This window comes from Caulobacter sp. DWR1-3-2b1, from assembly GCF_049895765.1.
Classification (GTDB): domain Bacteria; phylum Pseudomonadota; class Alphaproteobacteria; order Caulobacterales; family Caulobacteraceae; genus Caulobacter.
In genome coordinates this window covers 62908-82270 of sequence record NZ_JAFCSZ010000003.1, presented here as the reverse complement: position 1 = coordinate 82270, position 19363 = coordinate 62908, and the positions used below count along the sequence as shown (strand labels likewise).

At 66.3% G+C, this 19363-nt stretch carries 20 protein-coding genes and 1 pseudogene; 20 read left to right on the top strand and 1 reads right to left on the bottom strand.

What is annotated here, in order from left to right:
• The first annotated feature begins 24 nt into the window (after nucleotides 1-24).
• From ACP69S_RS04180 to ACP69S_RS04130, 11 genes are all read left to right on the top strand, one after another.
• Nucleotides 25-2850, top strand: a complete 2826-nt coding sequence (locus tag ACP69S_RS04180; protein ID WP_425995154.1) for a [protein-PII] uridylyltransferase — start codon at nucleotides 25-27, stop codon at nucleotides 2848-2850.
• A gap of 104 nt (nucleotides 2851-2954) precedes the next feature.
• Nucleotides 2955-3578: a hypothetical protein gene (locus ACP69S_RS04175; RefSeq protein ID WP_425995152.1), complete on the top strand. Its 624-nt coding sequence runs from the start codon at nucleotides 2955-2957 to the stop codon at nucleotides 3576-3578.
• Between the two features lie 998 nt (nucleotides 3579-4576).
• Nucleotides 4577-5218, top strand: coding sequence for a TetR/AcrR family transcriptional regulator (locus ACP69S_RS04170; protein WP_425995150.1), 642 nt, complete (start codon nucleotides 4577-4579; stop codon nucleotides 5216-5218).
• Between the two features lie 97 nt (nucleotides 5219-5315).
• On the top strand, nucleotides 5316-5936 hold the full coding sequence (gene folE, locus ACP69S_RS04165; protein WP_425995148.1) for a GTP cyclohydrolase I FolE: 621 nt from the start codon (nucleotides 5316-5318) through the stop codon (nucleotides 5934-5936).
• 26 nt (nucleotides 5937-5962) lie between these two features.
• Nucleotides 5963-6346: a thiol-disulfide oxidoreductase DCC family protein gene (locus ACP69S_RS04160; protein WP_425995146.1), complete on the top strand. Its 384-nt coding sequence runs from the start codon at nucleotides 5963-5965 to the stop codon at nucleotides 6344-6346.
• Nucleotides 6343-6783: a DUF3429 domain-containing protein gene (locus ACP69S_RS04155; protein ID WP_425995144.1), complete on the top strand. Its 441-nt coding sequence runs from the start codon at nucleotides 6343-6345 to the stop codon at nucleotides 6781-6783. Before ACP69S_RS04160 ends, ACP69S_RS04155 begins: the two co-directional genes overlap by 4 nt.
• Entirely contained in the window at nucleotides 6776-7531 is a 756-nt protein-coding gene (locus ACP69S_RS04150) for an SDR family NAD(P)-dependent oxidoreductase (RefSeq protein WP_425995142.1), read from the top strand. The genes ACP69S_RS04155 and ACP69S_RS04150 overlap by 8 nt, the downstream gene beginning before the upstream one ends.
• The gene (locus ACP69S_RS04145; protein ID WP_425995140.1) at nucleotides 7525-8472 is read left to right on the top strand and encodes an NAD(P)/FAD-dependent oxidoreductase; all 948 of its coding nucleotides are present in this window, start codon (nucleotides 7525-7527) and stop codon (nucleotides 8470-8472) included. Before ACP69S_RS04150 ends, ACP69S_RS04145 begins: the two co-directional genes overlap by 7 nt.
• 58 nt (nucleotides 8473-8530) lie before the next feature.
• Nucleotides 8531-10141 (top strand): murein biosynthesis integral membrane protein MurJ, encoded by a 1611-nt coding sequence (murJ, locus tag ACP69S_RS04140; protein WP_425995138.1) that lies wholly within the window; start codon nucleotides 8531-8533, stop codon nucleotides 10139-10141.
• Between the two features lie 182 nt (nucleotides 10142-10323).
• On the top strand, nucleotides 10324-11382 hold the full coding sequence (gene trpS / locus ACP69S_RS04135) for a tryptophan--tRNA ligase (RefSeq protein WP_425995136.1): 1059 nt from the start codon (nucleotides 10324-10326) through the stop codon (nucleotides 11380-11382).
• A gap of 26 nt (nucleotides 11383-11408) precedes the next feature.
• Complete coding sequence (locus ACP69S_RS04130; protein ID WP_425995134.1) at nucleotides 11409-11828, top strand: hypothetical protein; 420 nt, start codon at nucleotides 11409-11411, stop codon at nucleotides 11826-11828.
• Here the strand turns inward: ACP69S_RS04130 and ACP69S_RS04125 are convergent.
• Nucleotides 11825-13093, bottom strand: coding sequence for a cytochrome P450 (locus tag ACP69S_RS04125; RefSeq protein ID WP_425995132.1), 1269 nt, complete (start codon nucleotides 13091-13093; stop codon nucleotides 11825-11827). The two genes, ACP69S_RS04130 and ACP69S_RS04125, sit on opposite strands and share 4 nt — an antisense overlap.
• A 119-nt stretch (nucleotides 13094-13212) precedes the next feature.
• Here ACP69S_RS04125 and ACP69S_RS04120 point away from each other — a divergent pair, with 119 nt between their 5' ends.
• From ACP69S_RS04120 to ACP69S_RS04080, 9 genes and pseudogenes are all read left to right on the top strand, one after another.
• Nucleotides 13213-13782 (top strand): NifU family protein, encoded by a 570-nt coding sequence (locus tag ACP69S_RS04120; RefSeq protein WP_425995130.1) that lies wholly within the window; start codon nucleotides 13213-13215, stop codon nucleotides 13780-13782.
• Between the two features lie 88 nt (nucleotides 13783-13870).
• A complete protein-coding gene (locus ACP69S_RS04115) occupies nucleotides 13871-14458 on the top strand; it encodes a malonic semialdehyde reductase (protein ID WP_425995128.1) in 588 nt (195 codons plus the stop codon).
• Between the two features lie 186 nt (nucleotides 14459-14644).
• Nucleotides 14645-15295, top strand: coding sequence for a DUF1131 family protein (locus tag ACP69S_RS04110; protein ID WP_425995126.1), 651 nt, complete (start codon nucleotides 14645-14647; stop codon nucleotides 15293-15295).
• 6 nt (nucleotides 15296-15301) lie between these two features.
• The gene (gene tsaB, locus ACP69S_RS04105; RefSeq protein ID WP_425995124.1) at nucleotides 15302-15949 is read left to right on the top strand and encodes a tRNA (adenosine(37)-N6)-threonylcarbamoyltransferase complex dimerization subunit type 1 TsaB; all 648 of its coding nucleotides are present in this window, start codon (nucleotides 15302-15304) and stop codon (nucleotides 15947-15949) included.
• Nucleotides 15946-16410, top strand: a complete 465-nt coding sequence (locus tag ACP69S_RS04100) for a GNAT family N-acetyltransferase (protein WP_425995122.1) — start codon at nucleotides 15946-15948, stop codon at nucleotides 16408-16410. The genes tsaB and ACP69S_RS04100 overlap by 4 nt, the downstream gene beginning before the upstream one ends.
• 45 nt (nucleotides 16411-16455) lie before the next feature.
• Nucleotides 16456-16863, top strand: a complete 408-nt coding sequence (locus tag ACP69S_RS04095; protein ID WP_425995120.1) for a Fur family transcriptional regulator — start codon at nucleotides 16456-16458, stop codon at nucleotides 16861-16863.
• Nucleotides 16864-16868: 5 nt separating this feature from the next.
• Nucleotides 16869-16985, top strand: a pseudogene (locus ACP69S_RS04090) (hypothetical protein); the annotation flags it as partial.
• Between the two features lie 54 nt (nucleotides 16986-17039).
• A complete protein-coding gene (gene miaB / locus ACP69S_RS04085; RefSeq protein WP_425995118.1) occupies nucleotides 17040-18392 on the top strand; it encodes a tRNA (N6-isopentenyl adenosine(37)-C2)-methylthiotransferase MiaB in 1353 nt (450 codons plus the stop codon).
• Complete coding sequence (locus ACP69S_RS04080; protein ID WP_425995116.1) at nucleotides 18389-19333, top strand: PhoH family protein; 945 nt, start codon at nucleotides 18389-18391, stop codon at nucleotides 19331-19333. Before miaB ends, ACP69S_RS04080 begins: the two co-directional genes overlap by 4 nt.
• The last annotated feature ends 30 nt before the right edge of the window (nucleotides 19334-19363 follow it).

Genomic DNA, 19363 nt, shown 5'->3' with positions numbered 1-19363 from the left:
GCTTGGGAAGACCATATCCCCATCATGCCCCGTCGCCTTCGCCCCACCCCGCTGGAACACGTCGTCGACGGACACGCCCTGCGCGCCCGTCTGTCCGCCGCCGCCCTCGACAGTCTTGGCGATGAGGCCGCCCAGCGGACCCGCGCCATCGAGATCCTGAAACAGGCGCTGTTTCGCGGCCGGATGATCGCCAAGGAGCGTCTGGAGAACGGGGCCGGGGGTCTTGAGACCTCGCGCCTGCTCAGCGGCGTCACCGACGAGGTGATCACCGCGCTCTATGATTTCACCACCGTCCACGTGTTCCGGGCCAGAAACCCGACCGAGGGCGAGCGGCTATGTCTGCTGGCTGTCGGCGGCTATGGCCGTCGGACTCTCGCGCCCTACAGCGACATCGACCTGCTGTTCCTGCGGCCCTACAAGACCACGCCGCACGCCGAGAGCGTGATCGAGTTCATGCTCTATGCGCTGTGGGACCTGGGCTTCAAGGTCGGCCACGCCTCGCGCACCATCGAGGAATGCGTGCGGCTATCGCGCGAGGATTTCACGATCCGCACCACCATCCTGGAGGCCCGCCGCCTGACCGGTGACGAGCGCCTGGGCGCCGAGCTGAAGAAGCGGTTCCAGGACGATGTGATGAAGGGCACCGGCGCCCAGTTCGTCGCCGCCAAGCTGAAGGAGCGCGACGACCGCCAGGCTCGGGCCGGGGCCAGCCGCTACATGGTCGAACCCAACGTCAAGGAGGGCAAGGGCGGGCTGCGCGACCTGCACACCCTGATGTGGATCGCAGAATATCTGCACCCGGTGGACCGCCCGGAAGACGTCTTCAAGCTGGCGGTGTTCGACCGCCGCGAGGCCAAGGCCTTCATCCGCGCCTTCGACTTCCTGCACGCCGTGCGCGCCCACCTGCACTTCACCACCGGCCGCCCCGAAGAGCGCCTGACCTTCGACCTGCAGCCCGAGATCGCCCGCCGCATGGGCTATGGCGATCGGGGCGACGCGCCGGCGGTCGAGCGTTTCATGCGTCGCTACTTCCTGATCGCCAAGGAGGTCGGGGCCCTGACCCGCGCCTTCTCGGCCAAGCTGGAAGCCGAGCATTTCAAGAACGAGCCCAAGGGCATTTCCCGCTTCCTGCCCGGCGGCGGTCGCCCCAAGCGCAAGGCGCTGGATGTCGACGGCTTCTATGAGGACGGCGGCCGCCTCAATATCGACGGGCCGGAGGTCTTCGAGGCCGACCCGGTCAACCTGATCCGGCTGTTCAAGATCGCCGACGAGCGGGACCTCGATCTGCACCCCGACGCCTTCACGGCCGTCACCCGCAGCCTTGGCCTGATCACCTCGCGCCTGCGCCGCGACCCTGAGGCCTGCGAGGCGTTCCTGCACCTGCTGGCCCGGGGCAAACGGTCCTACCGCACCCTGACCCTGATGAACGACGCCGGGGTGCTGGGCCGGTTCGTCCCGGAATTTGGCCGCATCGTCGCCCAGATGCAGTTCAACATGTACCACTCCTACACGGTGGACGAGCACACCCTGCGGGCCGTGGGGGTGATCGGCGACATCGCCGCCGGCCGCCTCGCCGACGAGCATCCGCTGGCCGTGTCGATCATGCCGCTGATCGAGGACCGCGAGGCCCTGTTCCTGGCCATGCTGCTGCACGACACCGGCAAGGGCGGAGTGGGCGGCCAGGAAAAGGCCGGGGCCCGCAGCGCCCGCAGCGCCTGCGAGCGCCTGGGCGTCGACCGGCTGAAGGTCGAGCTGGTGGCCTGGCTGGTCGAGAACCACCTGGTCATGAGCGACTTCGCCCAGAAGCGCGACGTTTCCGATCCCGGCACCGTCGCCGCCTTTGCGCGCATCGTCGAAAACCCCGAGCGCCTGCGTCTGCTCCTTGTCATCACCGTCGCCGACATCCGCGCCGTGGGGCCGGGCGTCTGGAACGGCTGGAAGGGCCAGCTGCTGCGCGAGCTCTATAACGCCACCGAGGCGGTTTTCCGGGGTGGCCGGGGCAGTGACGCCGCCGCCAGCGTCCAGCGCCATCAGGAGGCCGCCGCCGAGGCCGCGCGCGAGGCCCTGGTCGCCGACGACCCCGCCGCCAAGGGCTGGGCCTCGGCCATGGAGGACGCCTATTTCGGGGCCTTCAACATCCAGGAACTGAAGGACCACGCGGCTCTCGCCCGCCGCGCGGCCATCCAGGGCGGAGCCGCCGCCGAGGGCCAGGTGACCCCGGGCTCCAACGCCGCCGAGATCGTGGTCGCCGCCAAGGACCGTCGCGGCCTGTTCGCCGACTTGGCCCTGGCCATCTCATCGCTGGGCGGCAATGTGGTCGGCGCGCGGGTGTTCACCTCGCGCCAGGGCCAGGCTCTGGACGTCTTCTATGTGCAGGACGTCACCGGCGCCCCGATGGGCTGCGAGAACCCCCGCGCCCTGCGCCGCATGGCCGACGCCCTGGAAGCCGCCAGCCGAGGCGAGACCATGAGCTTCGAGCCCCGTCGCGGCGCCGAGCAGTCGCGCACGGCGGCCTTCACGATCGCCCCCAGCGTGGTGGTCGACAACGACGCCTCCAACGACGCTACCGTGGTGGAAGCCTCGGGCCGGGATCGCCCGGGTTTGCTGCACGCTTTGGCCCAGACTCTGGCCCAGAGCGGCCTGTCGATCCAGTCGGCCCATATCGACGGCTATGGCGAACGCGCGGTCGACGCGTTTTATGTGCAGACGTCCGAGGGCGGGAAGCTGACCGAGACGCGCAAGGTCTCGGCGCTGAAGGCGGATCTGCTGTCGGCGCTGGAGGCGAACGAGGCCGGGGCGCCGAATACGCGGCCGGGGCTGAAGCGGGCGCGGGCCAGTGTGGCGCGGTAGGAGGAGCGAGGCGAGGTCCCTCTCCTGATTGTTCATTCGCATAGCCAACACTTGCAGACTCATGCAGCTATTGTAACGACTAGCTTGAGTTGGGGCGCTGACTGATGAGCAACGATCAAGGGTCGAGGTTAATCTGGGCGCCGTTAATCGGAAATGGATTTGCTTTGATCACTCTTGGAGGGATCGTTGGCAACGTGCCCAGTCCCGACACGGCCTTGAAGGCCCTGGCACCTGCTCTCGCATTGTTCGCCGCGGGTCTACTCGCCGGGGCTTGGGCAGCGTCCATAGAGTCGGATATCCAGTCGCACTGGGAGCGTTTGCCGGACTTCAGATCGACTACGTATCAAATCGGTGAGCGCAACGCGAAGGTGGCTAGTGAGCTCGCCGAACTCAGATGGCGGGATCAGCATAATATAACAATCCGAGACAAAGTTCTTCTTGATGCAAGGATTGCTATACTTGGTAATGAAATGTCGACCTTAATTTCTATGTCGAACAAATTAGATAGAGACGCTTCTCATTCTGAAAGGACAATTACCCCAATTTATTTGTCTTTCTCTACATTTATCAAAAATGTCGCTCTTGTATGTTTCGCAATGGGCGTAATTTCTATCGTCGTTCCTGTTAGCCAGGAAGGGCTGCATTTGGAACGCAATGCTGTTTCAGCCGAAATTGGGCCTCCGCCACGAGTACTACATAACTCGCGCGTAGCTCATCCAGAGATGTAGTTTACCCGAGGCGCCCTCGCGCAGAGCCAGCCATTCATCTCTTGGAGGCTGCAGCGTGCCGGGCTGGACAGGTCTCTCAAGGACCGGTCTGCGACCGGCCGCGCCGCGGCGGCCCGGAGGGCCGTCCTTGAGAGACCTGTCCAGCCCGGCGATCGTCTCGCCGTGAGATGAAGGGATGGCTCCCTTCGGCGCGAAGGTGGGCGGGACGCCCTTCCAATAAATCACCGTCATCCCGGGCCTTGTGCCCGGGATCCCTTTGTCCGCCGCAGGTGCGGAAGGGGCGACGTGCCCGCGCACGTCGCTGGCGCTTCACGTGCAAACTGAACGAGGGGTCCCGGGCACAAGGCCCGGAATGACGGAGTTTAAAAGAGGAGTATGGGGATTGGCTGCCCTCTATCCCCGCTGTTTTCGCAAGAAAGGCCAGCAACGTCAGAGCGATGTAAAAAACTTCATCGCCCCAATCCTCGGCGCTCAAACCACCCGCATACTGATCTCACCTGACAGCACGGGAAGGGCGTCCGGCCGGCGACCAGCGACGGCTGTCAGGGGTGATCGAGCGGGGTTTGCCGGAGTCGCGAGAGCGGGGCTGGCAGGCTTAAAGGAGGACAGGGGACGTAAACCTGTCCATCGGGGATCTGCCAGGGTCCCCGCCCGTCCGAAGGTCCGCTCCGGGTCCGCCGGGAGAGCCGAGGCTCAGCCAAGCGCTGGGTCCGGTTCCGAAGGAGGGTAAGCCCGGGTGGGGCAAAAGGCTGAAAAGGCCTGCGCACCCCGGCCAGAGGGATAACGATCACGCGGAGCGTTCGTCTTCGTCGAAACGGTATTCAGCTACTCACACATCCGGGCGAGGCCCGGACGCTCCGCGACCCTTCCCACCAACTCGGCGGTTTTCCGCGCGGGGCTGCGAGGTTGTGTGGGCATGGCTCGGCGCGACTCGGCCCGGCCCAGATTGCCGTTACCCCGCCTTCGCGTTACGGGTGGCGCGCACAAGGACAAACACGGTGTCTAGACCCAAGGGCTCCAAGGACGCCGATCACGAGACCAAGCGGCGTGATCTGCTGACCAAGATGACCACCCGCCTGATGCAGCGGCAGGCGGCGCGTCCGAGCCTGCGCGATCTGGCCGGGGCCGCCGAAGTAACGGTCCCGACCCTGCGCCACTATTTCGGTGGCCGTCAGGCCGTGATCGACGCCGTGCTGGCTGACTGTCTGCGAGTGGGCCGCGACGGCCTCGATGCCCAGCGCACCTCCGACAAGCCTTTCAGCGAGTCGATCCGGGGCTATGCCGACGCCCTGATCCGGGCCTTGCAGGCGCCGCGTCCGGTCAAGCTGGGCGACATCTTCGCCATCAGTCTGGCCGAAGGCTTTCTGGACCCGGACATCGGCGTCTCGACGCTGAACCATATCGTCGAACCGACTCTCCAGGTGCTGGAGGCGCGGCTGGAAGAGCATATGCGACGCGGCGACATGATCCAGGCCGACGCCCGCGCGGCGGGGCTGATGTTGCTGTCGCCGCTTCTGATGGCCTGCCTCCATCAGGATCAGCTGAACGGAACCCACGTGCGGCCCCTGTCGACCGAAGCCCTGGCCCAGACCGTGAGCGAGGCTTTCGTGCGCGCCTATGCCGTCAGGGTTCCGGCCTGACCGCCCAATTGGGCAGCCGATGAACTCTCTGCTTTTCTATATCTCAAGTGAGATATAGAACGCTTGGCGACGCCGGGTAGCGGCGTGGAGAACGGGCATGGCGAGTCAAATTCAAGGCAACTCCTCCCTTCGCGACTGTTCGGTGGCCCATCGCCCCAGCCAGGCCCAGGCCGAGGCGGCGGTCCGCGTGCTGATCGAATGGGCCGGCGATGACCCCTCGCGCGAAGGCCTTGCCGATACGCCGGCCCGCGTGGCGCGCTCCTATGCCGAGCTGTTCAGCGGCTATGGCGAGGACCCGCGCAGCCACCTGGAACGCACCTTCGAAGAGGTCGGCGGCTATGACGACCTGATCGTTCTTTCCAATATTCGGGTGGTCAGTTTCTGCGAGCACCACATGCTGCCGGTGATCGGTCGGGCCCATGTGGGCTATCTGCCGCGCAATCGCGTGGTGGGCATTTCCAAGCTGGCCCGGGTGGTGCGCGGCTTCGCCAAGCGTTTGCAGATCCAGGAAAAGCTGACCGCCGACATCGCCCAGGCCATTCAGGATGTTCTCGATCCCCTCGGCGTCGGCGTGGTGATCGAGGCCGAGCACAGCTGCATGACCCTGCGCGGTGTCGATACGCAGGGTTCGGTGCTGTCGACCAGCCGCATGCTGGGCGTCATCCGCGACGACGCCCGCACGCGCGACGAGTTCCTGCGCATGGTTCGGCAGGCCTGAATCCGGTGACGGGCGCGCCTGCCTCCATGCCGCCGCCCGCCGTCACTGTATGGTTCGATGGCGACTGTCCGCTATGCGTCCGCGAGATCGCCCTGATGCGCCGGCTGGATCGCCGGGGCGCCATCGCTTTTGTCGACCTGGCGGGCGGCGGCGGATGTCCGGCGGACCGCGCCGCTCTGCTCGAGCGATTTCACGCGCAGGAATCTGGTGGAGAGATGGTCTCGGGCGCCGCGGCCTTCGCCGCCCTGTGGCGAGCTATTCCTGTGCTGGCGCCGTTTGGTCGCATGGCGCGCAACCCCGTTCTGCTCTGGGGGCTGGAGCGAGCCTATCGTGGCTTCCTCAGAATAAGGCCCAGGCTGCAGGCTCTTGCCCGCCGATTTTCGAAGATCCCGCCGGGAGAGCGCGCGTGACGCTGACTCATGGAACGCCGCGCGTGGTGCTGGTCTATGGCCTGCTGGGTCTGATCCCTTTCCTGGCTCTACCGGTGATCGGCGTTTTGCTTCCGGGCTATGCCGCCCTGTCGGCGCGGGGGCTGGCTGTCTATGGCGCCCTGATCCTGTCCTTTCTAGGCGGCGCGCGCTGGGCGCTGGCGGTGAGAAGAACAACGATCGACGCCGGGGTCGTATCATTGGCGATGACCCCGACCCTGGTCGCCCTGGCGCTGTTGCTGCTGCCGAGCGATCTGAGAGCAACGCAGTTGGCGATCCTGGCCTTGGCCCTGCTGGTTCACGGCGCCTGGGATATCTGGTCCACGGGTTTGCCTGACTGGTATCCACGCCTGAGACTGATCCTGACGCTGGGCGGTACGGGCGGTTTGTCGGCTGGAGCCCTGTTGCTGCATGGATGAGCCTGTTTCGACGCCGGCGAGGCTGGCTGTGGTGGTCGGCGGCTCGGGGGGCGTTGGCGGCGCCTTGGCCAGAGCCCTGGTCGAGAACCCGGCCTATGACCAGATTGTCGTCCTGTCGCGCCAGCGACCCGCTTACTGCTCCGCGCCGGAAAGTCAGGGCCGCCTGGTCTGGATCGCGGCCGATATCCTCGATGAAGACAGTCTTGCCGAGGCCGCGCGGCGCATCGGCCTGCTGGGGGCGCCTGCGCTCATTCTCATCGCGACAGGCATTCTGCACGACGAGAGGCTGACGCCCGAGAAGACGATGCGAACACTGAACGCCGAGGCCCTGTCGCGCATTTTTCTGGTCAACGCCGTGGGCCCCGCGCTGGCGGCAAAGCATCTGCTGCCGCTGACCCCGCGCGACCAGCCCAGTGTTCTGGCGGCCCTGTCGGCCCGGGTAGGCAGCATCGGCGACAACCAGTTGGGCGGCTGGTACGGCTATCGCGCCTCCAAGGCTGCGCTGAACATGCTGATCCACACCCTGGCGATCGAGCACCGGCGCACACGGCCGCTCGGTATCTGCGTCGCCCTGCACCCCGGCACTGTCGACACCGCCCTGAGCGCGCCGTTCCAGGGCCCCGGCATGGCGCAAAGACTTTTCACGCCCGAGCGCTCGGCCGCCGCGCTTCTGGCGGTGGTTGACGGCCTGGGTCCCGACGCCAATGGCGGCTTCTATGCCTGGGATGGAGCGCCCATACCATGGTGATCAGGCCCCGCACCGCTGTGATCGGCGCCGGCATGGCCGGCCTGACCTGCGCCACCGACCTGCGGGCGGCCGGTCATTCCGTCGTGGTGTTTGACAAGGCGCGGGGTCCAGGTGGGCGGATGTCGACGCGCCGGCTGGCCCTGGAGACCGGCGAGGCCGCCTTTGATCATGGCGCATCCAGCTTCACGGCGGCGGGAGCCGACTTCCGGGCTCAGGTCGAGGCCTGGATGCTGCAGGGCCTGGCTGCGCCATGGGCTGCCGCCGGTCCTGGCTGCTTCGTCGGCCTTCCGGCCATGAACACTCCGCTCAAGGCGATGGCGGCGGAGTTGGAGACACGCTGGACCTGTCCCGTCGCCGGCCTGTCGCGCGAAGGATCCGCCTGGCGCCTGGAAGGTGCGGCAGAGGTCGAGGGGCTGTTCGACCGCGTGGTTCTGGCCATCCCCGCTGAACAGGCCGCGGTGCTGCTGGCGACGGTACAGCCCGCCTTCGCTGCTCTGGCCCAGGCTTCGCCGTCTGCGCCCTGCTGGAGCCTGATGGTGGTCTTTGAACGACCCGTTGAGAGCCCCCTCGCGGTGCTGACGGGCGGCGAGGTCGTTGCATGGGCGGGGCGCGAAGCCAGCAAGCCGGGGCGCGCAGGTCCGGAGGCATGGGTGATCCAGGCCTGCCCCATCTGGTCGCGGGAGAACCTGGAGATCACCGCCGAGGAGGCTGCGTCCCGACTGCTGCGCGGTTTTGAGGTCCTGCTTGGACGGGCCTCGCCGCGGTCCGTGTCAACCGTGGCCCATCGCTGGCGGTATGCGCGACCCGAGGGCCCGCCCCGTGACGTTCTCTGGGACCCAGAGACGGGCCTTGGCGTTTGCGGCGACTGGCTCGGCGGCGGTTCGGTGGAAGGGGCGTGGCGTTCCGGTCGCCAGTTGGCGAGCCTGTTGACGGAACGCTGAGAGAACCCAGCGGCCGGGCTCCCTTGACGCTTCCCGCTCAAGCCCCCAGAAGCCGCTGGTGACCGACACCTCGCCCCCCGCCGCCGCCCCGAAAAAAGCCCCCGGCATGATCCGGTCGTCGGCGATCTATTCGGGCCTCACTCTGATCAGCCGGCTGATGGGGTTCGTGCGCGATCTGGTGATCTCGTACTTCCTGGGGGCCAGCGCCAATTTCGCGGCCGACGCCTTCAACACCGCCCAGATGTTCCCCAACCTGTTCCGGCGGATCTTCGCCGAGGGCGCCTTCGCGGCGGCCTTTGTGCCGGCCTATTCCAAGACCCTGGACCGCGACGGCGCCGCCGTGGCCGACAAGCTGGCCGCCGACGCCATGGCCACCATCGCCGCCTTCACCGTGGTCCTGACCCTGATCTCGCAAGCGGCCATGCCGTGGCTGATGATGGTGATCAGCCCGGGCTTTGGTTTCGGCACTGACAAGTACAAGCTGGCCGTGATCCTGACCCAGATCACCATGCCCTACCTGCCCTGCATGGCCATCGTCGCGCTACTGTCGGGCGTATTGAACGCCCGGGGCAAGTTCATCGTCTCGGCCGCCGCGCCGATCCTGCTGAATCTCGTGACCCTGATCGCCGTAATCCCGACCCGCAACGCCCACGACGCGGCAGTGGCGGCCTCGTGGGGGATATTGGCGGCTGGCGTCTGCCAGGTGCTGCTGCTGGTCTGGGCGGTCCGCAAGGCGGGCGCCACGATCCGCTGGCGGCTTCCGCGCCTGACGCCGGAGATCAAGGCCCTGATCGCCCTGGCTGTGCCCGGGGCCATCGCCGCCAGCGCCAGCCAGATCAACATCACCATCTCGGGCGTGCTGGCCAGCCATGTGAACGGCGCGCGGACCTGGCTGGCCTATGCCGACCGCCTGTACCAACTGCCGCTGGGTCTGGTGGGCGTAGCCATCGGCGTGGCTTTGCTGCCGCGCCTGTCGCGGGCCGTGGCGGCCGAGGATCGTCGCGAGGCCCAGACCGCCATGGACCAGGCCATCGTTTTCGCCCTCGCCCTGACCCTGCCGGCCGCCGCAGCCCTGTTCAGCATCCCGTTCTTCCTGATCGACGGCCTGTTCACCCGGGGCGAGTTCACGGTGTTCGACGCCCGCCAGACCGCCAACGCGCTGATGCACTATGGCTGGGGCACGCCTGCCTTTGTGCTGGCCCGCATCCTGTCGCCGGCCTTTTTTGCGCGGGGCGACACCAAGAGCCCGATGCGGTTTGCTTTGGTTTCGGTGGCCGTGAACATCGGCCTCGGTCTGGCTCTGTTCCCGTTCATGGGCGTGCCCGGTCTCGCCGCCGCGACCAGCGCCGCCTCGTGGATCAATGTGCTGCAGATGGTGCTGACCCTGGGCAAGCGCGGCGACTACACGCCCAGCAAGGTTGCCTGGGGCAAGATCTTCAGGGTGCTGGCGGCCAGCGTCGCCCTGGGCATGATCCTGGCGGCCCTGTCCCACTTGCGCGCCGCCATCGAGGCGCCGATCCTTGGCCTGGGTCTCGGCTCGGCCAAGGAGCTAGCCATTCTGGCGACCTGCGCCCTGGCGGCCGGGCTCTATCCGCTGCTGCTGCTACTCTCCGGCGGGGTGACCATCGCCGAGGCCAAGACCGTGCTGCGGCGCGGGCGAGGTCGCTGAGCCGGCTTGCCCTGCGATGCGCGGAGCGGTAACCAGCGTCCATGGCTTCGATCGGTCCCTTCGCGCCGCGATGGCGCGGCTCCCGCTGACCCTGATCGCCGCATCTCCAGATGCGGTTGGCGCTCCCGCGCTCGCCATTCCAAGTTTCGATATCCCCTTTCCTGAGTTTCAGGGCTGAAGCCATGACTGACCAAACCGTCGCCGCCCCCCCTTGCGCCTATGCGGGCCCCGCCCGCGTGCTCTCCGGCGTGCAACCCTCCGGCGCCCTGCACCTGGGCAACTATCTGGGGGCGCTGGTGAAGTTCGCCCGCCTGCAGCACGAGATCGACACCTTCATTTTCGTGGCCGACCTGCACGCCATCACCGTGTGGCAGGAGCCCGCCGCCCTGGCCCAGCAGACCCGCGAGATCGCCGCCGCCTATCTGGCCGCCGGTCTCGATCCGGCCAAGGCGACGATCTTCCCGCAATCGGCCGTGCCCGAGCACGCCGAACTGGCCTGGATCTTCCAGTGTGTCGCCCGCCTGGGCTGGCTGGACCGCATGACCCAGTTCAAGGAGAAGAGCGGCAAGAACAAGGAGCGCAGTTCGGTGGGGCTCTACACCTATCCGGTGCTGCAGGCCGCCGACATCCTGATTTACAAGGCCACCCATGTGCCGGTCGGCGAGGACCAGAAGCAGCACCTGGAACTGACCCGCGACATCGCCGCCAAGTTCAACCACGACTTCGGCATTCCGGGCGGCGCGCCCAACTTCTTCCCGCAGCCCGACCCGCTGATCCAAGGTCCTGGCGCCCGGATCATGAGCCTGCGCGACGGCTCGGCCAAGATGAGCAAGTCCGATCCGTCGGACTATAGCCGCATCAACCTGACCGACGACGCCGACGCCATCGCGACCAAGGTCAAGAAGGCTCGCACCGATCCCGAGCCGCTACCCGAAACCCTGGAAGAGCTGGCTACCCGCGCCGAGGCCGACAATCTGGTCGGCATCTTCGCGGCGCTGGACGGGCGGACCAAGGCCGAGGTCCTGGCCGAATATGCCGGCAAGGGCTTTGGCGCCTTCAAGCCGGCCCTGGCCGAGCTGGCCGTCGAGAAGCTGGCCCCGGTTGGCGAGCGGATGCGGACCCTGCTGGCCGATCCGGCCGAGATCGACCGCATCCTGGCCAAGGGCGCGGAGCGGGCACGCGAAGTCGCCGCTCCGACCGTGGCCGAGGTGAAGAAGCTGGTCGGGTTCTGGGGGGCTTAGCCTCAATCTGAAAGCGGAGGGCGGCCATGTCCAAGTCGCAGCGTGACTACACCCAGCAAGCTACGGAGCTGTTTGGGCGTTTCGCCGACCGTCACGGCCTTCGGTACGAGATCGGTTCAGATGCACCGGTCGAGGTCTGGTGGTCGTTTCCGCGACAGGACAAACTTTCAGAGGAGCTCACGCTCGCTCTGCAGAACAATGATGAACTAAACTTCGGCGTCGGAAAATTCTGGTCCTATTTTTTCCCGTTCGACAGCGTGTGCTCAGATTTCGAGGCGTTGCTGGATGATTGGATCGCAGGCCAAGCACGAATTCAGGATTACGCCTTTGGGACGAGCGTCTTGGAACACCGGCGTGACGGATCTTGGCTTGAAATCTATAGCGCACATTCGCTCTGGCCTTTCCGGGGGAGGCTCGTGAGAACCCTTCAGAACAGAGCCGCTTAAACCCGCTCGGGGATCCGCACCGTCAGGGTCTCATAGCCCTTCACGAAGCTGGAATGGACCCGGCGGGGTTCGTCCAGCACCTCGATCTTCGGGAAGCGCTTGAGGATCTCCTCCCAGACGATCTTCAGCTGCATCTCGGCCAGGCGGTTGCCCACGCAGCGGTGGATGCCGAAGCCGAACGACAGATGGCGGCGGGGGTTTTCGCGGTCGATGATGAAGGCGTCGGCGTTCTCGATCACCGTGTCGTCGCGGTTGCCCGAGACGTACCACATCACGACCTTGTCGCCCTTCTTGATGGTCTTGCCGCCCAGTTCCACGTCTTGTAACGCCGTGCGGCGCATATGGGCCAGCGGCGTTTGCCAGCGGATGATCTCCGACACCATCGACGGGATCAGTTCGGGATTGGCCCGCAGCTTGGCTTCCTGCTCCGGATTTTTGGACAGGGCGTAGAGGCCGCCGGTCAGGGAGTTGCGGGTCGTGTCATTGCCGCCGACGATCAGCAGGATGATGTTCCCCAGATACTCCATGGGCGGCATGTTCTTGGTCGCCTCGCCCTGGGCCAGCATCGAGATCAGGTCGCCGCCCGGCTCCTCGGCATTGACCCGCTCGTTCCAGAGATTGGTGAAATAGCCCAGGCATTCCAGCAGCTCGGCCCGGCGGGCGTCCTCGCTCTCGACGATGCCGCTTTCCGGCGAGGCGGTGGCGACGTCGGACCAGCGGGTCAGCTTGCGGCGCTCTTCCCAAGGGAAGTCGAACAGGGTGGCCAGCATCTGGGTGGTCAGCTCGATGGAAACCCGGTCGACCCAGTCGAAGGGCTCGCCAATCGGCAGCTCATCGAGGATCTGGCCGGCCCGCTCGCGGATCACACCTTCCAGCTTGGCCAAGTTCACCGGCGAGACGATGGGGCTGACGGTCTTGCGCTGGATGTCGTGCTTGGGCGGATCCATGGCGATGAACATCGGCAGGACGAAGTCCTCGTCGAAGTTTCGGATCGTGATCCCGCCCAGATGGGCGTCGCTGGAGAACACCGCGTGGTTGGTGTCGACCGCCATGATGTCGTTGTACTTGGTGATCGACCAGTAGGGGCCGGTCTCCTCGTCGCCCTTGGAGAAGTGGACCGGGTCTTCCTTCCGGAGGCGCTCGAAATACGGCCACATGGCGTCGGCCTTGAACAGGGCCGGGTCGGCGACGTGATAGTCCTCCAGCGGAATGGACCAGGCCTTGGCGCGCGCTTCGTCGCCCAGATCAATCGAGCCGTCGCTCATGATAGTCTCCCGCGGATCATTGTTTTCCGTATGACGCCAGAAAATGACGCCTGTGTCACCTTTCTTTGTGGCGATGCGGCGCACTTGCGCGGCGAGGTCCCCGGGTCCATTTATTCGCCATGTTCATCCAGACCGAAACCACCCCCAACCCTGAGGTCCTGAAGTTCCTGCCCGGCCGCGAAGTGCTGGGTGAAGGCGCGCGGGAGTTCAAGACGGCGGAGGAGGGCGAGTCCTCGCCGCTGGCCAAGGCCCTGTTCCAGCTGAGCGATGTGATGCGGGTCTTTTTCGGTCCCGATTTCCTGACCGTGACCAAGAACGGCGACGCCGAGTGGCCGCACCTGAAGGCGCCGATCCTGGCCGCCATCATGGACCACTTCACTAGCGGTCGGCCCCTGCTGCTGGACGCCACTGAGAGCGGTCACGACGACGACGGCGTCTATGACGAGGAAAACAGCCAGATCGTCGCCGAGATCAAGGAACTGCTCGACACCCGCATCCGCCCTGCCGTGGCCCAGGACGGCGGCGACATCGTCTTCAGCAAGTTCGAGCCCGCCACCGGCGTGGTCTGGCTGCACATGCGCGGCGCCTGTTCGGGTTGTCCGTCCTCGTCGGCGACCCTGAAAGCCGGCGTCGAGAACATGCTCAAGCACTATGTGCCCGAGGTCACCCGGGTCGAGCAGACGCTCTAGCTTTTCCACGCCGGCCGGGTTGCGCGCCCAGTCTGAAAGGCTATATTGCAACCCTACAAGTTGCTAATAGACCGCTTGAGGATCCCCAATGGCCAAGCTCGACGCTCCGGCGCTCGCCCAATTGTTCACGCAGGCGCGCACGCGCAATGGCTGGAAGACCGATCCGCTTCCCGAAAGCCTGATGCGCGAGCTGTATGATCTGGTGAAGTTTGGCCCAACCGCCGCCAACTCGACGCCGGCTCGCTTCGTCTTCGTAACCAGTCCGGAAGCCAAGGCCAGGCTGGCGGCGCTGTCGTCGGGCTCGAACGGTCCGAAGATCCTTCAGGCCCCGGTCACGGTGATCATCGGCTACGATCTGGATTTCCCCGAGACCCTCGACAAGCTGTTCCCGCACGCCCCCGGCGCCAAGAACTGGTTCGGCGACCCCGTGGCCAAGGAGTGGAGCGCATTCCGCAACAGCTCGCTGCAGGGCGGCTATTTCATCCTCGCCGCCCGGGCGCTCGGCCTGGACGTCGGCGCGATGTCGGGCTTCGACAATGCCGGGGTCGACGCGGAGTTTTTCGTCGGGACCAAGATAAAGTCCAATTTCATCGCTTCGATTGGCTATGGCACTGAAGACGGCCTCTTCCCGCGCAGCCCTCGTCTCGACTTCGAGGAAGCCGCGAAGATCATCTGACTTCAGGCCCACTTGCTTGGAGCGTGACGGGCGCCGAAACCGGCATCCACTTTCGGCTGTCACGCTCTCGAAGTTTCACCCGGTCCGCGTGAGTAGGGATCGCTCCGAACCTGAGCCTCCGGTCGTTTCGCGTCCGGAGGCGACGGTGGCTTTGTGCATCCCGCGCGCACGCGCTAAAACAAGCCCATGACCCAGCACCTCGCCCTCATCGCTCTGCCCTTCCTGCTGCTCGCCGCCTGCGGCCCGGTGGAAAAGAAAGCCGATCAGGCCGGGACCGCCCCGCCGCCGGCCGAGGAAGGTCACAGCGGCTCGGTCGCCGTCGCCGTGACGCCCTACACAGAAGGCCCGCTGACCATCACCGCCCAGAGCGTTGGCCCGATCACCAGCGGCACGGCCTTTGACCCGCCGACTCTGGCGGCCCTGTTTCCCAAGGCCATGGTCAAGAGCGCGTTCCTGCACTCGGGCCCCGGCCCCGCCGCGCCGATCATCACCGTGGAGCAGAACCAGATCCCGCTGATGGAGATCTCCAAGAGCGAGGATGGCGACCTGGGCTCGATCCGCCTCGAAGGCGGCGACGTGCGCGGTCCAAAGGACGAGACCCTGCTGACCAAATGGTCGGCTCTGGGTCTGGATATCACCAATTGCCGGGCCGGCGAGGGCCGCGACGTCAACACCTTGGTCTGCGTCCGTCCTGAGGCGCCCAATGTCACCTACTTGATAGGTGTGCCCGGCTGGACCAAGGGTGGCCTGCCGTCGGCGGAGATCCTCAACGCCAAGGGGCAGTTGAACGGCTTTGTCTGGCGTCCTGTCGAAGGCGCGGCCGTCGGTTCGGCCTGAGGTCGCATGATCCTGGCCATCGACACCTGTCTGGGCGCGAGCTCCGTCGCGATCCTGGACGGCGACCGCGTGCTGGCCGCCCGCAGCGAGCCCATGACCCGCGGCCACCAGGAACGCATCGGCATTCTGGCCCGCGAGGTCGCGCTGGAAGCCGGTGTGAAGTTCCCTGACCTGACCCGGATCGGTGTCACCGTGGGTCCGGGTTCGTTCACCGGCCTGCGCGTGGGCCTGGCCTTCGCCAAGGGTCTGGCCACCGCGCTGTCGATCCCTTGCGTCGGGGTCAGCACGCTGGAAGCTCTGGCTTTTGGCTCGCCTGGCTTCGTCGCGGCCGCGCTCGATGCGCGGATGAGCCAAGTCTATCTGCAGGTTTTTGATAATGGGACCGCCCTGATGGCGCCGGACGCTCTGGACCTGGGAGCGGCGGCCGCGCGGCTGGCTGAGCTGCATGGCGGTCAGGCTGTCTCGCTGGTCGGCTCGGGCGCGCCGCTGCTGGCTGAGACCTTCCCGAACGCGACTGTCCTTACTCCTGTCTCGCCTGACCCGGTCGCCGTGGCGAAATTGGCGGCCGCCAAGCCCGCGCCCACCTATTCGCCGCGGCCGCTCTATCTGCGCGCGCCCTACGCCACCCTGGCTGCCGCCCAATCCGCAACATGATCCTGCGTCCTGTCGGCCTCGAGGCCTGTTTTATCCTGGCCGACCTTCACGACCGCGCCTTTCGGGCGCGGGGCGACAGGCCGTGGGACGCCATAGCCTTCGAAGAGTTGCTGAAATCGCCCGGCGTTTTCGCCGTGCTGGGCGAGGCGGGTGAGCCGGCCGTCGAAAAGGGCTTCATTCTGTGCCGGTCCATCGCCGGCGAGGCCGAGGTTCTGACCATCGGCGTCGATCCCGCCGCTCGCCGTCGCGGCTGGGGCGGCGCTCTGGTCGAAATGGCAGCTGGAATCGCGACCGAGACCGGCTCCGAAGCGATGTTCCTGGAGGTCGCGGCCGACAACGCCGCCGCCATCGCCCTCTATGCGGCCACGGGCTTCGCCAAGGTCGGGCTGCGCAAGGGCTATTATCCCCGTCCGGATGGCGCTAGGGACGCGGTTGTCATGCGTCGGGCGCTTAACAGCTAGGGTCCGACCGCCTATCTTGCCATCGACTCAGACGGAGGCGCCGCCTTGGATCGACTTGAAAAGCTCTGCATCGAAAAGGGTATGCGCATGACCGACCAGCGCCGCGTCATCGCGCGCGTGCTGTCGGGCGCCGATGACCACCCGGACGTCGAGGAGCTGCACCGCCGCGCCCACGCCGTCGATCCGCACATCTCCATCGCCACGGTCTATCGAACGGTTCGCCTGTTCGAGGAGAGTGGCATCATCGAACGCCACGACTTCCGCGATGGCCGCTCGCGCTACGAAGAGACGCCCGACCATCATCACGACCACCTGATCGACATGAAGACCGGCAAGGTCGTCGAGTTCGTGGACGAGGAGATCGAGGCCCTGCAGAACGCCATCGCCCAGCGGCTGGGCTACAAGCTGATCGACCACCGGCTGGAGCTTTACGGGGTTCCGCTGGAGGAGTGAGCGGATGGAAAGATCCTCCCCCTAACGGGGCAGGCGGCCGAAGGCCGGAGGGGGAAGTCGGCAATGATTGAGCCGATACTTCCCCCTCCGTCGGCTTCGCCGACACCTCCCCAGCTAGGGGAGGATTTACCCAGCGATCTTGCGCCCGCGTCCCCGCGCGCTCATAACCTCGCCCGATGAGCGAGACCCCGCAAAAGCGCCTCTACATCAAGACCTACGGCTGTCAGATGAACGTCTATGACAGCGAGCGCATGGCCGATGTCCTGCGCCCCCTGGGCTATGGCGTCGTCAGTGACCCGGAGGGCGCCGATCTGGTGGTGCTCAACACCTGCCACATTCGCGAGAAGGCCACCGAGAAGGTCTATTCGGAGCTGGGCCAGATCAAGCTGATGAAGGAGCGCAAGGCGGCGGGCGGCGGTCGGATGACCATCGCCGTGGCCGGCTGCGTCGCCCAGGCCGAAGGCAAGGAGATCATGGCCCGCCAGAAGGCGGTCGATCTGGTCGTCGGTCCGCAATCCTATCACCAGCTGCCCGAGCTGATCGCCCGCGCCCACAGGGCGACCGGCGAACGCCTCGCGACCAGCTTCGCCGCCGACGAGAAGTTCGACGCCCTGCCGGCCGAACGCCAGGTCAATGGCGTCACCGCGTTCCTGACCGTGCAGGAAGGCTGCGACAAGTTCTGCACCTTCTGCGTGGTGCCCTATACGCGCGGCGGCGAGTGGTCGCGGCCGGTGAACGACATCGTCGAGGAGGCCCGGCGCCTGGCCGACCAGGGCGTACGCGAGGTCACCCTGCTGGGCCAGAACGTCAACGCCTACGACGGCGGCGGCTCGACACTGGCCAAGCTGGTCCGCCAGCTGGCCAAGATCGATGGCCTCGACCGCATCCGCTACACCACCAGCCATCCGCGCGACATGGGCGATGATTTGATCGAGGCTCATGGCGAGCTGCCGGAGCTGATGCCCTATCTGCACCTGCCGGTGCAGGCGGGCAGCGACAAGATCCTCAAGGCCATGAACCGCGATCACACGGCCGAAAGCTATGTGCGCCTGGTCGAGCGCATCCGCGCCGCGCGGCCGGATATCGCCATGAGCGGCGACTTCATCGTCGGCTTCCCCGGCGAGCGCGACGGCGATTTCGAGAAGACGTTGGAGCTGGTCCGCGAGGTCGGCTTCGCCAGCGCCTTCTCGTTCAAATATTCCCGCCGCCCCGGCACCCCGGCCTCGGCCATGACCGGCCAGGTCGACGAGGCGGTGAAGGCCGAGCGCCTGGAGCGTCTCAACCAGCTGCTCGACGAACAACAAAAGATGTTCAACGCCGGCCAGGTCGGCAAGACCATGCCGGTGCTGTTCGAAAAGAGCGGCCGCCACGCCGGTCAGATCGTCGGCCGCAGTCCCTATCTGCAGGCCGTCCATGCCGAGGGCGCGGAACAGCTGATCGGAACCGTCGTTCCGGTTCGTATCGTAAGCGCCGCCAAGATGAGCCTGGGCGGCGTTCTGGAAGCCTCTGTCGTTCTGGAGACCGCTTGAGCCGCTCCCCTGAGTTCCTGCCGCTGTCGGATGACGCCGTTCACGCCGTCTCCGGCCCTAGCGGCCGCCACGCCGCCCTGATCGAGGACGCCTTCAGGGTGCTCATCGAAACCCCCGGCGGCGGCGTCACCATCACCGGCGACGTCAAGGGACGCACCGGCGCCAAGCGGGCGCTGAATGATCTGGCCAGCCGCGCCGACGCGGGCGAGGAAGTGGTCGAAGCCGATGTGCGGATCGCCGTCGGCGAGGCCCAGAGCACAGGCGGCCAGGCCTCGGCCCGCACGGTGCGCAAAGGCAACGTCTCGCCCAAGACCAAGGGTCAGGCCCGCTACATGGAGGCCATGGGCAACCATCCGCTGTCCTTTGGCCTGGGTCCCGCCGGCACCGGCAAGACCTTCCTGGCTGTGGCTCACGGGGCAGGCATGCTGCTGCGCGGCGAGGTCGATCGCCTGATCGTCACCCGTCCCGCCGTCGAGGCCGGCGAAAAACTCGGATTTCTTCCGGGCGACCTGAATGAGAAGGTCGATCCTTATATGGCGCCCGTCTGGGAGGCGCTGACCGACATCATGGGCGCCGACCAGCTGCGGCGTCGTCGCGAGAAGCTGGAGATCGAGGTCGCCCCGATCGCCTTCATGCGCGGCCGAACCCTGGCCCACGCCTTCGTCATCGTGGACGAGGCCCAGAACTGCTCGCGCCTGCAGATGAAGATGGTCCTGACCCGGCTGGGCGAGGGCTCGCGCATGGTGGTGACGGGCGATCCGACCCAGATCGACCTGCTTAACCCCCGGGATTCCGGCCTGGCTCACGCCGTGTCGATCCTGGAAGGCGTCGAAGGCGTGTCGGTCTCGCGCTTCACCGCCGCTGACGTCGTCCGCCATCCTCTGGTCGAGCGCATCGTCAGGGCCTATGACGCCGACGCCCTGCAGACGACGACCCGCTAAATGACCATGATCCCCCAATGATGACCGTCG

Coding starts and splice junctions, on each gene's coding strand:
- trpS (WP_425995136.1), top strand. CDS start 10,324: ATGACTGACCAAACCGTCGCCGCCCCCCCTTGCGCCTATGCGGGCCCC.
- ACP69S_RS04175 (WP_425995152.1), top strand. CDS start 2,955: ATGAGCAACGATCAAGGGTCGAGGTTAATCTGGGCGCCGTTAATCGGA.
- ACP69S_RS04115 (WP_425995128.1), top strand. CDS start 13,871: ATGGCCAAGCTCGACGCTCCGGCGCTCGCCCAATTGTTCACGCAGGCG.
- ACP69S_RS04130 (WP_425995134.1), top strand. CDS start 11,409: ATGTCCAAGTCGCAGCGTGACTACACCCAGCAAGCTACGGAGCTGTTT.
- tsaB (WP_425995124.1), top strand. CDS start 15,302: ATGATCCTGGCCATCGACACCTGTCTGGGCGCGAGCTCCGTCGCGATC.
- folE (WP_425995148.1), top strand. CDS start 5,316: ATGGCGAGTCAAATTCAAGGCAACTCCTCCCTTCGCGACTGTTCGGTG.
- ACP69S_RS04145 (WP_425995140.1), top strand. CDS start 7,525: ATGGTGATCAGGCCCCGCACCGCTGTGATCGGCGCCGGCATGGCCGGC.
- ACP69S_RS04120 (WP_425995130.1), top strand. CDS start 13,213: ATGTTCATCCAGACCGAAACCACCCCCAACCCTGAGGTCCTGAAGTTC.
- miaB (WP_425995118.1), top strand. CDS start 17,040: ATGAGCGAGACCCCGCAAAAGCGCCTCTACATCAAGACCTACGGCTGT.
- ACP69S_RS04150 (WP_425995142.1), top strand. CDS start 6,776: ATGGATGAGCCTGTTTCGACGCCGGCGAGGCTGGCTGTGGTGGTCGGC.
- ACP69S_RS04125 (WP_425995132.1), bottom strand. CDS start 13,093: ATGAGCGACGGCTCGATTGATCTGGGCGACGAAGCGCGCGCCAAGGCC.
- ACP69S_RS04100 (WP_425995122.1), top strand. CDS start 15,946: ATGATCCTGCGTCCTGTCGGCCTCGAGGCCTGTTTTATCCTGGCCGAC.
- ACP69S_RS04110 (WP_425995126.1), top strand. CDS start 14,645: ATGACCCAGCACCTCGCCCTCATCGCTCTGCCCTTCCTGCTGCTCGCC.
- ACP69S_RS04180 (WP_425995154.1), top strand. CDS start 25: ATGCCCCGTCGCCTTCGCCCCACCCCGCTGGAACACGTCGTCGACGGA.
- ACP69S_RS04160 (WP_425995146.1), top strand. CDS start 5,963: ATGCCGCCGCCCGCCGTCACTGTATGGTTCGATGGCGACTGTCCGCTA.